The following is a 12,036-nucleotide window of genomic DNA, read 5'->3' on the forward strand; positions in this document are numbered from 1 at the left end:
TACGCTTATGAGGACTCATTAGTTCACGTAGCGGATGATCTGCACTGTAATTCCGGTAATGAACAGTAGAAAGTATGCTGTTGTTAAGAGTAGAAAATACGCTCTCCACGTTCTGCGTAATACCCAAGACGTCCGAAACTCTTTTTCCCTCGAACGTTCTATTACTGCAAACCCGATAGCAACCAAACACAATATTCCGATTAACAAAATGGGAAGCCAAGCATCCCAAATTGCACGAATCAAAATCAAAACGGTGAGTACCATAAACGGCGTAGTCCAGTCTACTGCCCAACCGACCCTCTTCTTCTTAGGTAACCCTATTTTCTTTGCAACAATAATTAATACAACTAAAATTATAAAAGGGAACAATAATAACGCTCCAAGTATATTCGTCAACATCCGCCACATTCACTCCTGTTTATTCCAAGCAGTGTAGTCTCAAGCATTTGCAAAAAGGGAGCATCGCCGCCTTTTTGATTAATTTCTTTCAACACTGCCGTTAAAATAGTTTCAATTTCCATATTCCGACCCTTTATTCTATCTACCAGCATAGAAGATTGATTGTCGGCTGTTTTACGGCATACCTCTTCTATATCGTCATAACTCAATAGATCACTATACTCTTCAAAGTTATTGAGCAACTCTTCACACAGCTGACGGAATAATAAATGGAAGTAGGGGTTTTCTAATAACTGTCCATTCCTAATTTCCAACAATGCTGTTAGTGGGTTGATCGCACAATTGATGAGGACTTTACGAAATAATAACTGTTTTGCATTTTGTTGTGTAGTAATGGGAAAATTATGTGGATCTATTTCTTGCATCCACTGTATGGTGGGAGCAATCATTTCATTTCCCACGATGTTAATAGGTCCAATACCATTATGCGATACTGTCCGATCATCTATTCTCTTTGCACCATGCTCGACCGTCGCAAACGACACATGTCCAAGTGGATACTGCTCAATCAGCGATAGATGCCCAATTCCATTTTGAATGAATAATAAATCCGGTTGTATAGGTAGAGCACTGATTTCGGATAATACAGCGTGTAACGCATCATACTTGACAGCAATAATCCATAATGCGTCTAACGGCAACTCTTTAATATGTATGGTTGAATCTACTTCATATGTAAAGTTTTCTGGCTCTCTTACTAGACCACTACGTAAGTGTTTTACTTGTTCCTCACGTCTTACCCAAAAGATGACATTTGCCTGGTGTTGAGCTAAATAGGAACCAATTAATAATCCAATGGATCCTGCTCCTACCACTACAAATCGCATAGTTTACCTCCTTAAAAAAGAGACCCAGTGAAGGCGTCTCTGTTGGTACATTTTATTATACAGGATAGACAGGATGTTTTCTCGAAGAATTCACAATTTTTTTCGTTTTATAATATTCGAATCTTTCAGCAAGCACTGACCGTAGATTATGAGGTGCAACGATTTCATCAATGATAAGTTCCGAAGCCATTTTATAGACATCGATTTCTTCTTTATATTCTAGCTGTTTCTTCTTTATAAATGCAATACGCTCTTTTTGGTCCGCAATGGCTTCGATTTTATTCGAATATACCGCATTGACAGCTGCTTCAGGACCCATTACAGCGATTTGCGCAGTCGGTAACGCAATACAGACATCCGGCTCGAATGCAGGACCTGCCATCGCGTACAGTCCCGCTCCGTATGCTTTACGTACAATAACTGAAATTTTTGGTACAGTGGCGGAACTCATTGCCATAATTAACTTGGCTCCATGACGAATAATACCTTGTCGTTCCACCTTCGTTCCTATCATGAACCCTGGTACATCCGCAAGGAACAACAACGGAATAGAGAAAGCATCACATAATGTAATGAACTTCGTTACCTTATCCGCTGAGTCCACAAACAGCACGCCCCCCTTTACTTTGGGCTGATTGGCAATGATTCCTACAGGACGTCCGTCAATACGTGCAAGTGTAGTGATGACTTCCCGCGCAAACAACTTCTTGATTTCGAACAAGCTACCGTTATCCACTAATTGATCGATCGCCTCATACATATCGAAAGGAGCATTTTGATTTTCGGGAATGATTTCTTCCAACGAACGACCTTCCTTTACCCCACGGGGTTCCGCTATTCTAGTAGACTCTTCAAAGTTCGCTGGGAAGTAGGATAGATACCTACGCGCTTCTACAATCGCTTGCTCTTCAGTATTTACTAGCACATCCCCACATCCACTTACCGTACAATGCATGCGTGCGCCACCCATTTCTTCTAGCGTCACTTTCTCACCTATAACTTTTTCAGCCATTCTTGGTGAACCTAAATACATTGAGGCATTGCCTTCTACCATGATGACAATATCACAGAAAGCTGGTATATAGGCACCGCCTGCCGCAGAGGGCCCAAATAAAAGACATACTTGTGGGATGACACCCGATAAACGTACTTGATTATGGAAAATACGACCGGCTCCACGACGATTCGGGAACATGTCTAGCTGATCTGTAATACGTGCACCTGCAGAATCCACTAAATATAGTAATGGCACACGAAGCTTTTCAGCTGTTTCTTGAATGCGGATAATCTTCTCTACCGTTCTTGCACCCCAAGAACCTGCTTTAACTGTAGAGTCGTTAGCCATAACACAAACCGTTTGACCGTTGATTTTCCCAGTGGCTGTAACCACTCCATCAGCAGGTAGATCTTTCGCTTCACAGTTCGCAAATTTTCCATCCTCTGCATACTTACCGTCATCAAATAAAAGGCGCAACCGTTCTCTGACGAATAACTTACCCTGCTCTTCCAATTTTTCATGATATTTTTCTGCACCACCCGCCATAACATGGTCAGTGATTTTTTGAAGTTTTTCATTATACGTCGTCCTTGTTGATTCGTTTGTCAAAGAACTTCCCTCCTTTCATTACGATTGAATGGAAACTAACACTTCATCTTCATCTACAAAATCACCTTCAGCACCGTGGATCTTACTAATCGTTCCATCTACTTCAGCTTCTAGCGGAATCTCCATCTTCATGGATTCCAAAATGACGACAACTTGTCCCTTTGTCACAGGATCTCCTTCTTTTACTTCAATTTGAAATATCGTACCTGCCATAGTGGCTTTTACATCTTGCATACAATCACTCCTCACATTTCGAATGCAAACACTCGCTGAAAATAACTTCTTTACAGATAGTGTATCTTATCTATGAAACCGTTTTCAAGTACATTTTAAACAGTCCCGATAGTGTATGCCTGTCGGGACTGAAAGTTTACTTACTTTTTGTTAAAAAGTTTTGGACAGCTTCATGATGCGCGTCACTTTCCCAAAGAATGGAACAGACGCGAGCTTCTTCCTGCATGGCGTGTTCAAGCCCGTTAGCCTCCCACTTCCTAGTGGCGATAGATTTATACGCACGGTGTACATTTCTATGTACTTTAAGCTGGGGAGCTAGAAATTGATCAAGAGCTGCTTGCGTATCCCCCTCATACACTTCAGTCGCCCATCCAAGATCTAGTAGGTGTTCAGGTGAATGAATGCCAGCACCGCCCGTGAATTGAAGCAAACGGTCATGTGGGCCGTTTTTCTCGAATAATAGGGTAGCTCCACCCCAACCAGCCGTGATCGCCAAAGTACCTTGAATGAATCCAGCTCTTGCATGTGATGCAACCAATCGGTAATCGCAAGCCGTTGCCAGTTCACATCCGCCACCAACAGCTGCCCCATTTACCAGCGCTATTGTAGGCATCGGTAATGTCGCGATACGATATAAAATACTTGCCCCCCTGCTAAGCATCGGAAACGCATCCTCCGCGGTCTGAAAGCCGTGAAAATCACTAAGATCTCCACCAGAACAAAATGCCAAGTCGCCTTCTCCTGTAATGACAGCAAAAGAAACTTCAGGGTCATCCTCGATTTTATCTAGAAAGAATTCGAGTCCCTCCATGACATCATAATTTACCGCATTTCGCATGGCAGGACGATTAATTGTAAAATATGCAATTGATTGATCGATCTTTATAGAATAAGACAAAAAAAATTCCCCCTTTTCTTTTAGCATACCATTTTTATGCACAACAAAAAAGACTACCTTGAGCCATGGTCTCAAGATAGCCTTTCATTCGTTGTGTAGAATCTAAATTATTCGCCTACAACGTCTTTTCCTTTGTAGTGTCCGCAAGATTTGCAAACGTGGTGTGCCAATTTCATTTCGCCACAGTTGTTACAAGTAGTCATACCTGGCGCTTCAATTTTGAAATGAGTTCGACGCAAATTTTTCTTCGTTTTAGAAGTTCTTCTCTTTGGTACTGCCATTGGGGGGCACCTCCTTATAAGGGTTTACTCTTTATCGGTTTCAAAAAAATTAGCCAATCCCGCTAAACGAGGATCCACTTTTTCTTCTGCTTCTTGTCGTTGCGCTTCCAATTCTTCATCGGTTGTATAGGACCAACCTTTACCTTCCACCTGTCGCATCTCATCTGCATTTTCACAGAATACTTGCAGCGGGATTTCAAGCAAAATCAGTTCTTCCAATACAGGAGTAAAATCAATTGTTTCCCCATCAACCGGATGAATTTCATCATCCATCTGAAGTGTCTCGTCGTCCCAGCTGAATTGCTCAACTGTTTCAATGGAGAATGGATAATCGACGTCTTCCCACGTACGTGCACAAGGCAAAATCATTGAACCTTCTAGCCGAAGCTGGCATGTTAACTTTTTCTCACCAATTGTACATGTTCCACTTACTCGAACAGGCTGAATTGCCCTAATTTCTTCATTCCTATTTTTCACGGAATCCAAATTCACTGCTTCGTCAAACAGTAGCGGGCCTTGCCTATGTTTCCGTAATTGATGAATGGACCATTTCATGTCTATCACCTCAAGACAACAATGTTGATTATAGTATTTTAAATAAGGGATGTCAAGATATTTTCTTGTCACCTTAACAAGTTTAACGGTATAATTCAATATACGCAAGTACAGAGGAGGATTTCATTGATAGCTACTGGTATTGTCGTCGAATATAATCCCTTTCATAACGGCCATTTGTTCCATCTCAACGAAGCTAAAAGGCTAACAGATGCAGATGTTATGATTGCTGTGATGAGTGGACATTTTCTTCAACGCGGTGAACCAGCGATTGTCGATAAATGGACACGAGCACGCATGGCCCTTGCTAGTGGTGCAGACCTTGTCATCGAGTTGCCATATGCTTTTTCCACAGCACATGCTCCTCAATTCGCGAAAGGGGCCGTACGAATCCTAGACGCTCTCCGCTGCGAGTATATTTGCTTCGGAAGTGAAGAAGGACGTATCGCACCATTTTTGAATAGTTTGGACACAATGAATACACAGAAAGAACTTTATGAAAAAACCATAAAGAGTTCCATACAGGAAGGGATCAGTTATCCGAATGCATTGCGAATTGCATATGAAGCAATTTCACGCACCACTGAAGAACCACTCGCTGATTTATCAGAGCCAAATAACATTCTAGGATTCCATTATATGCAAGCCGTAAAAGAAATTCAATCGAGATTGATCGCCGTCACACTTGAGCGAAAAGGAACACATTATCATGATGCCGCATTACCTGAGGATACTATTGCTAGCGCAACGGGAATACGCAAGGAATTGTTTGCGACCGATGTCGCGCACGTTCAGTCTTTCATGCCTACAACTTCCTTTAAGCTTCTTCGTCAACAGCCTCATCAAAGCTGGAATCATCTCTACCCATTTCTTCGGTACACAATTCTTCGTGAAGGACCTGAGCAATTAGCGTCCATTGCAGATATTACGGAAGGTATTGAGTTTGCTTTATGGCGCGCTGCAAAAGAACATGCTACATTTCAAGAATTTATGCATGCCGTCAAATCCAAACGTTACACATGGACGCGCATACAACGAATGCTAGTACATGTTTTGATTGGTTATCGAAAATCAACCCGTGCACAAATTACGAGTCCATCTTATTTACGGCTATTAGGTATGTCTGCAAACGGACGAAGTTATTTACGCACAGTGAAAAAAGAAATGACTTTACCACTTATCACTCGGGTAGGTTCTCACAAAGACCCATCACTTTTGTTAGATAGTAAAAGTACGGATATTTATATGTGTGGTATTCACAAAGAGCCAGGTCTTGATTTTAAAACACCGCCCATATTGCTGTGATGACTCACTTTTCCTGTAGTTTTTCCAAATAACTTAGTGCATCGTCAATCGTTTTGACCGGTACAACTTTCATCTTTGTGCCGATTTTATCCGCAGTTGCTTTCGCTTCTTCATAATTTGAGAGAAGCTGCGGATTCTTCTGTTTCACTTCCTCCGGTAATTCATCGTCAGGCGCGAAAAATATCTCCATATCTTGACGATCAGCTGCTATGATTTTAAAATCAATTCCACCAATTCGTCCCACTGACCCATCTTCATGCATCTCGCCAGTCCCTGCGATAGTATAGCCTTTCGTTAAATCGACATCCACTAGGCGGTTCATCAATTCCAGTGTGAACATTAAACCCGCTGAAGGCCCACCGATTTCTTCTGTACGTATATCAACCTTTGGTTCTGTCTCCAATTTAATCTGTTCTTCAAACTCTATTCCAAGACCTACTCGTCCGTCCGTCCCCGGAAGTTCTTTTAATTCTACCGGAACATCTAACAGCTGTTGTCCACGTTGTACTTGCAGATGCACTTTCTGACCTTCATGCATATCACCGATTTCACGCATAAATGCTTCTGTTGAAGCAAGCCTTAGTTGATCAATCGATCGAATGATATCTCCTACTTCGAGCTTTCCTGCAGAAGCTCCTGTTGGTAATACACCTGCAACAAAGACTCCTGTGAATTTTCTATTGATAGGTAATCCTGCCTTCTCAAATGCTACCGATATGGCATGTGTTTTAGAATCAGCCATCATTTTTTTCTGACGCACTCCATACTCCGCATCACTTTCACCATGTCTTCTCACTTGCGTGGCCGGCAACAACTTCACTTTATCTGAAATTTTTGACCAAGCGTACGTTACAGGTGTCGCCTTGCCAATCGCAATTGTCATCAAGCTAAATGTTCCTACATCGTCAGTATCTCCGCCTACTACTTCTACGAGTGGCGCCAAATCATAAGCTCCGCCGGGTCGAGAAATATACATATCTAACGGATAAAGTGCTAAAAAAGCCACTACTAGTAGGATTACCGCAGCGATTCCCCACTTACGCATGTTCATAAAAGCTCACCTCCATTAATAGCCTGTACGAATACTACATATATATTACGGTAGATTTTCTTGTATTTCAAAAATTAGGAAGGAGTGCGACAGATGCTTTTTATTTACGACCCTGCCGTATTGAACAATGAGTAACGTACTCTTCATCTGGGCGCTAATTATTTTATTTATTTTGCAACCAGATGTCGCACATGAAGGAGCCATTTCAGGCATCCAATTATTCACTCATGCGTTACTTCCCTATTTGCTACCATATATTATTTTAACGCAGTGGTTATTGAAAATGCCTAGCAAACAAGGCACTAGTCAATGGAGTCGTTACATAAAAGCTTATGTGCTAGGTTCATTTGGAGGCTTTCCGGTAGGAGCCGTGACCGTTAGCGAAATGAAAAAAAATGGAGAGATCTCTGCCGCTGAAAGTTGTTTGCTTGTCGCATCCTGTCATGCACCAGGACCTATGTTCATTATTGGCTTTGTGGGTAACGAATTATTCGGCAGCACGACAAGTGGTTGGAAATTGTTGCTCGCCATTCATCTGGCTAATATCGTGTTTTTCATATTGGCCATGTCGCTTGTGGGAAGTCGGCATCAGCAGCCATCTGTCCCATTCATCCCCCAACAACATAAAACGTCACCTTTGCTGCGCTCTATTAAAGACAGTTCATCCGTCATATTGTTAGTGGCCACCACGGTCATTTTCTTCTCTTCCCTCAGTAATGTGCTTTCGCATTCCATATCTTCTATCATCACTGTGGATATGGGCGTTACCAAAACTTTATTGCTCGCAGTGTTCGAGATGACTTCAGGTGTCCAGTCGGCTACCGAGCATTTTGCCGATGATGCGATTTATCCGATGCTCATTGCGGCTATCCTTTCGATCAACGGTATGAGTATTCATATGCAGGTTATGACGATCGCGAGGAGCGCTGGTATTCGCATACTTCCTTACGTGTTTGCAAGGGTCTGGAATACGTTACTCGTCCCTGTATTGTTCATTTGGATTTATTGAGAAAGTATTGAAAACTACCGCTGTGACACGTCTAGTTGTTTGGGAGAGCATGTGCGCTTCAAAGGGAAGTGTTCGTTGGAAAACTTACTGCTACACAAAAGGTGGCTGGGACATAACTTAAAAAAACAGTCCGTTCTCCTACGCTTCAAAAGGCGCGCTTGAGCCTCCTCGTCGCTAAGTGCAAATACATGCTCTTAACGCACCGCTTTTAATCGCAAAAGCCGTCCTTCGTAACGGCTCTCACTACCTGCGGGGTCTCAGCGCTGAATCCCGCAGGAATCGGCCTTTTTCCGCCTCGATACGCTCTTGATTACTAACTAATTAAACTTTATAAATAAGTTTCAGTGAATTAAAAAAGGTATGAAGGTGTCTTCTCCTTCATACCTTTTTGGGTTTTGTCCCAGCCTTTTTTATCATTTTTTAATTATTTATCCTAACTTTCCGAACTTTCTCATCAGAGCTACATTGACATGGGGGGGTACGAGCGTGGAGACATCTCCAGCGTAACGTGCCACTTCTTTGACCATGCTTGAGCTAAGGAACGAATACTGACTCTTTGTCATCACGAAGAACGTTTCAATACTTTCATCCAGTACCCGGTTCATCGACGTGATTTGCATTTCATACTCAAAATCCGAAATGGCGCGTAACCCACGAACTATGACCGAAGCGTTAACTTCTTGTGCATAATCTATCAACAGTCCTGCAGAAGTATCAATCTTGACATTGTCATATTTCGATATCGCTTCCTGAATCAAAGCAACACGCTCCTCCACTGTAAATAACGGTTTTTTTGAAGAGTTATTCATTACGGCAACACGGACTTCTTGGAATGTTTTTGCTGCTCTTTCTATAATATCTAAATGTCCATTCGTTACCGGATCGAAACTTCCCGGTACGATTGCGATTTGTGTCATGTCGTTAGCCTCTTTTCTTGTAAATCGTAATAGCAGTACTTCCATAAACAGCGGAACTGATTTGACCATATGCATCGTAGTGTTCAGGCAAGTCTATGTGTTTATCATGTTCACAAATAATAATTGCATCGTCCGCTAGCAATCCTTGTGTTATTACATCTTTAATTACATCATAGTATTCAACCGTTGCATAGGGGGGGTCTACAAATAGCAGATCAATAGAGACTTCTTTCTGCTTAAGAATCGCAGCTGCCTGTCGTGCATCTTTTTTTTCAATCCGCAGATATTCTTCCATTCGGCACTTTTCTGTATTTACTTTGATAATAGCACACGCTTTAGGATTCTTTTCAAATACAATAGCCTGTTCCATCCCTCTTGATAACGCTTCAATGGCAACGGAGCCACTACCGCCAAATAACTCAACAATAGTTCCTCCATCGAAGTAAGGACCGATTTTATTGAAAATAGACTCTTTTACCTTGTCTGATGTCGGTCGCGTAGACGTCCCGGGTAAGGATTTCAATGACGTACCCTTTCTCGAACCGGAAATGACTCTCATTCTTTTTCCATCTCCTTTAGTAACTTTTCAATTTGTTCGATAGAAATAGTTTCATCCGATTTATCAATTAACACTAAGAAGATTCGGCGCAACCAATTTTCATCAAAGTATAACGTTTTATTGATTGTGATATAAGGCTTTTCCGTATAATCATATTTGCGATTATTCATAATGTAGAAAGGTTGTACTTTAGAAAAACGATAGGTGCGATTTGGACTGTCGAAATAAATCGACTGCTCGTTTGAACGAATCGAATAGCCCATTTTGGACAATAATTCTTCTGCAGAGTAAAAACTTTTACCATCCTGTACTAGTACCTTCACTTCCGGAACTTCTTCCCCATCAAGCCATACAGTCCGTGGATCCAATAACAAAAAAGGATAGGTATACCGCTGCTCCTTCATCGTTTTATGAAAATAGTGCGTGTCGAACGCTAGTATCTTTGATAACGACCGATCCAAATCGGATGAAGATATTTTTTTACCTATTGTCTCCTGAATGTTTTGACGGAATTGTTGGTATTGCTCTGCAGAGATGGATTCTTTCAAACGAGTAAATGCTGCTTGTTCCGCTTTTGTTCCGATAGGCTCATCTACAAGTATAGAGGCTATCATACTGCTTATGGACGGCTCGTCCGTTTGGAAAGTGAAACGCGACTGGACACTCATTCTGGCTACTTGTTTTATTACTTGCGACATATTGTCCGTTTTCTCTATAATAAAGCGTTCCGCATACAACGGCTGATTACTTGAAGCTAACACTACACTTATATGATTCCCGCCGATAGCTTCTAGCATTTTAACCAGTCGGTCATTATACTTTTTATCGATACCTTCACCGAAGATTGTCAGCTTGTTTGAAGAGTACGCAAGTGGCACGTCCTGTTTCTGCCAATACAGCTCATTAACAAATCCTACGCCACGATATAAACGATAAGTAATACGCTCTTTATTTGCCTTTCCTACACGTTCCAATCCAGACACCCACATGCCACCAATACCTTGCTCATCTGTCACGTGAAGAACTGTCGTGAGTGGCTTTGCCTCCCGAAGAACCACAAATGGCTCCTTAAATAGTTTACGCTCGGTAAGCGGTTTCTTTTTCAGCAATTTATACTGAACGGATTGTTGACCACTTTCACCTTCTTCAAATGCCACAAGAGAATCATTGAGTCGAGCGCATGCGGAGGAGTCCTCTGCTTCGCATCCGTGCTCCACACTTCCTTTCGGCCAGATAATCTCGTGTCTACCATCTGACAAGTTATAAAAGTGGTGACGAATGTACAATCCATCCGCTCGATTGATGACTTCGATTTCCTGACGATACGTATTTGAATTCGCGCCTTCTCCCTTTGCATTGGCCGATTGGCTGTAATGCAAATAAACGAGTCCTCCGTTTACTGCCGCCAAAAGAAATAAAATCCTTATAATAACTTTCAACGTACAACACCTCATCACATGGTATGATGGACACGAACCATTACTAATCGCCTGAAAGGAAGCGCTTGATTATGATCCAACAACGTTTTATCGAACTAGGGGAAGGCTATAGCGACATCTATGAATTACTCGAAATCATGTCTACCAACGCCGACCGAATTCATAAGTCCTATATTTTTTCATCCAAATATAAATCTAATGAACAATTGTCATTAGCAGTTTCTCTTACGCCGGCAACTGAAAACAGTCATTTCATGCCGATCTATATTTGCAGAGAAGGAATTCGTTATTCTGCGGACAAACCATCGAAACGTTATGACTTGTTTGTTGAGCATGCTGAGTCGCTAAATAAAAAGCCTGTCAAAGTTGAAATAAAACATTCAACTGAATTTGCTGAGAATGAGCTATTTTACCAATATATTACTGGTATCTTACGCTTAAACCACTTGTTGCCGCCGCTAAATTAATAAGCGGCAGCAATTTACAAACCTGTTTTATAATCGTATTCTTTTGCTTTATCCGGCTTTGCATTTTCATATATCGTGCTAACAAAGGGACGCTGTGAAGGCAATACTTTCCGTACAGCCGATAAACGCTCCAACTTAGTAATTGTCGTTTCCACGTCTTCCATGTCACAGTAAAGCACAACGTATTTCATTCGTTTAGAAATATAATGAACATGCCCGAATTTGCGCAATGATTTTGCTTGTTTTAAATGATGGAGATAGACAATTATGCCTTGTCGATCAATCATGATTCTCCCCCTCTTTCTTACTTCATACAATACCATAGGTGAGAAAAGTCCTGCAACCTTGCATATGAAATGTTTGCGTATATATGAAACCAGGCCCGTCCTCAATCTTTGTTTGCACACCTTCTCTGGAATAGGTTACACT

At 41.7% G+C, this 12,036-nt stretch carries 15 protein-coding genes; 3 read left to right on the top strand and 12 right to left on the bottom strand.

Going from position 1 to position 12,036, the window contains the following annotated elements; genetic code table 11:
• Positions 1 to 18: 18 nt before the first annotated feature.
• From CSV60_RS00100 to CSV60_RS00130, 7 genes are all read right to left on the bottom strand, one after another.
• On the bottom strand, positions 19 to 399 hold the full coding sequence (locus CSV60_RS00100) for a DUF3397 family protein (RefSeq protein WP_158231992.1): 381 nt from the start codon (positions 397 to 399) through the stop codon (positions 19 to 21).
• On the bottom strand, positions 393 to 1,286 hold the full coding sequence (locus CSV60_RS00105; protein ID WP_099635677.1) for a ketopantoate reductase family protein: 894 nt from the start codon (positions 1,284 to 1,286) through the stop codon (positions 393 to 395). Before CSV60_RS00105 ends, CSV60_RS00100 begins: the two co-directional genes overlap by 7 nt.
• A gap of 55 nt (positions 1,287 to 1,341) precedes the next feature.
• Positions 1,342 to 2,829, bottom strand: a complete 1,488-nt coding sequence (locus CSV60_RS00110; RefSeq protein ID WP_099635891.1) for an acyl-CoA carboxylase subunit beta — start codon at positions 2,827 to 2,829, stop codon at positions 1,342 to 1,344.
• An 81-nt stretch (positions 2,830 to 2,910) separates the two neighbouring features.
• Positions 2,911 to 3,126: an acyl-CoA carboxylase biotin carboxyl carrier protein subunit gene (locus CSV60_RS00115; protein ID WP_099630838.1), complete on the bottom strand. Its 216-nt coding sequence runs from the start codon at positions 3,124 to 3,126 to the stop codon at positions 2,911 to 2,913.
• Between the two features lie 136 nt (positions 3,127 to 3,262).
• On the bottom strand, positions 3,263 to 4,024 hold the full coding sequence (locus tag CSV60_RS00120) for an enoyl-CoA hydratase/isomerase family protein (protein WP_233189492.1): 762 nt from the start codon (positions 4,022 to 4,024) through the stop codon (positions 3,263 to 3,265).
• Between the two features lie 107 nt (positions 4,025 to 4,131).
• A complete protein-coding gene (rpmF, locus tag CSV60_RS00125) occupies positions 4,132 to 4,305 on the bottom strand; it encodes a 50S ribosomal protein L32 (protein ID WP_099630836.1) in 174 nt (57 codons plus the stop codon).
• A 24-nt stretch (positions 4,306 to 4,329) separates the two neighbouring features.
• Complete coding sequence (locus CSV60_RS00130) at positions 4,330 to 4,860, bottom strand: YceD family protein (RefSeq protein ID WP_099630835.1); 531 nt, start codon at positions 4,858 to 4,860, stop codon at positions 4,330 to 4,332.
• A 126-nt stretch (positions 4,861 to 4,986) separates the two neighbouring features.
• On the opposite strand from CSV60_RS00130, the gene CSV60_RS00135 reads away from it, so the two are divergent.
• Positions 4,987 to 6,165: a nucleotidyltransferase gene (locus CSV60_RS00135; protein WP_099635678.1), complete on the top strand. Its 1,179-nt coding sequence runs from the start codon at positions 4,987 to 4,989 to the stop codon at positions 6,163 to 6,165.
• Between the two features lie 4 nt (positions 6,166 to 6,169).
• On the opposite strand, the gene CSV60_RS00140 is transcribed toward CSV60_RS00135, so the two are convergent.
• Positions 6,170 to 7,216: a SepM family pheromone-processing serine protease gene (locus CSV60_RS00140; RefSeq protein WP_099635679.1), complete on the bottom strand. Its 1,047-nt coding sequence runs from the start codon at positions 7,214 to 7,216 to the stop codon at positions 6,170 to 6,172.
• A gap of 127 nt (positions 7,217 to 7,343) precedes the next feature.
• On the opposite strand from CSV60_RS00140, the gene CSV60_RS00145 reads away from it, so the two are divergent.
• On the top strand, positions 7,344 to 8,225 hold the full coding sequence (locus tag CSV60_RS00145) for a hypothetical protein (protein ID WP_099630832.1): 882 nt from the start codon (positions 7,344 to 7,346) through the stop codon (positions 8,223 to 8,225).
• A gap of 428 nt (positions 8,226 to 8,653) precedes the next feature.
• Here CSV60_RS00145 and coaD read toward each other — a convergent pair whose 3' ends face one another.
• The 3 genes from coaD to CSV60_RS00160 are packed head-to-tail and all read right to left on the bottom strand — an operon-like array spanning position 8,654 to position 11,140.
• Positions 8,654 to 9,142, bottom strand: a complete 489-nt coding sequence (coaD, locus tag CSV60_RS00150) for a pantetheine-phosphate adenylyltransferase (protein ID WP_099632344.1) — start codon at positions 9,140 to 9,142, stop codon at positions 8,654 to 8,656.
• Positions 9,143 to 9,146: 4 nt separating this feature from the next.
• Positions 9,147 to 9,701, bottom strand: a complete 555-nt coding sequence (rsmD, locus tag CSV60_RS00155; RefSeq protein WP_099635680.1) for a 16S rRNA (guanine(966)-N(2))-methyltransferase RsmD — start codon at positions 9,699 to 9,701, stop codon at positions 9,147 to 9,149.
• A complete protein-coding gene (locus tag CSV60_RS00160) occupies positions 9,698 to 11,140 on the bottom strand; it encodes a hypothetical protein (protein WP_099635681.1) in 1,443 nt (480 codons plus the stop codon). Before CSV60_RS00160 ends, rsmD begins: the two co-directional genes overlap by 4 nt.
• Before the next feature lie 71 nt (positions 11,141 to 11,211).
• On the opposite strand from CSV60_RS00160, the gene CSV60_RS00165 reads away from it, so the two are divergent.
• Entirely contained in the window at positions 11,212 to 11,607 is a 396-nt protein-coding gene (locus CSV60_RS00165) for a DUF7147 family protein (protein ID WP_369803192.1), read from the top strand.
• A gap of 14 nt (positions 11,608 to 11,621) precedes the next feature.
• Here CSV60_RS00165 and CSV60_RS00170 read toward each other — a convergent pair whose 3' ends face one another.
• Positions 11,622 to 11,894: a YlbG family protein gene (locus CSV60_RS00170; protein WP_029052395.1), complete on the bottom strand. Its 273-nt coding sequence runs from the start codon at positions 11,892 to 11,894 to the stop codon at positions 11,622 to 11,624.
• Positions 11,895 to 12,036 lie beyond the last annotated feature (142 nt).

This window comes from Sporosarcina sp. P7 (assembly GCF_002743425.1).
Classification (GTDB): Bacteria; Bacillota; Bacilli; order Bacillales_A; family Planococcaceae; genus Sporosarcina.

Coding starts and splice junctions, on each gene's coding strand:
- CSV60_RS00105 (WP_099635677.1), bottom strand. CDS start 1,286: ATGCGATTTGTAGTGGTAGGAGCAGGATCCATTGGATTATTAATTGGT.
- CSV60_RS00170 (WP_029052395.1), bottom strand. CDS start 11,894: ATGATTGATCGACAAGGCATAATTGTCTATCTCCATCATTTAAAACAA.
- CSV60_RS00100 (WP_158231992.1), bottom strand. CDS start 399: ATGTTGACGAATATACTTGGAGCGTTATTATTGTTCCCTTTTATAATT.
- coaD (WP_099632344.1), bottom strand. CDS start 9,142: ATGACACAAATCGCAATCGTACCGGGAAGTTTCGATCCGGTAACGAAT.
- rsmD (WP_099635680.1), bottom strand. CDS start 9,701: ATGAGAGTCATTTCCGGTTCGAGAAAGGGTACGTCATTGAAATCCTTA.
- rpmF (WP_099630836.1), bottom strand. CDS start 4,305: ATGGCAGTACCAAAGAGAAGAACTTCTAAAACGAAGAAAAATTTGCGT.
- CSV60_RS00140 (WP_099635679.1), bottom strand. CDS start 7,216: ATGAACATGCGTAAGTGGGGAATCGCTGCGGTAATCCTACTAGTAGTG.
- CSV60_RS00115 (WP_099630838.1), bottom strand. CDS start 3,126: ATGCAAGATGTAAAAGCCACTATGGCAGGTACGATATTTCAAATTGAA.
- CSV60_RS00145 (WP_099630832.1), top strand. CDS start 7,344: ATGAGTAACGTACTCTTCATCTGGGCGCTAATTATTTTATTTATTTTG.
- CSV60_RS00130 (WP_099630835.1), bottom strand. CDS start 4,860: ATGAAATGGTCCATTCATCAATTACGGAAACATAGGCAAGGCCCGCTA.
- CSV60_RS00110 (WP_099635891.1), bottom strand. CDS start 2,829: ATGGCGGGTGGTGCAGAAAAATATCATGAAAAATTGGAAGAGCAGGGT.
- CSV60_RS00165 (WP_369803192.1), top strand. CDS start 11,212: ATGATCCAACAACGTTTTATCGAACTAGGGGAAGGCTATAGCGACATC.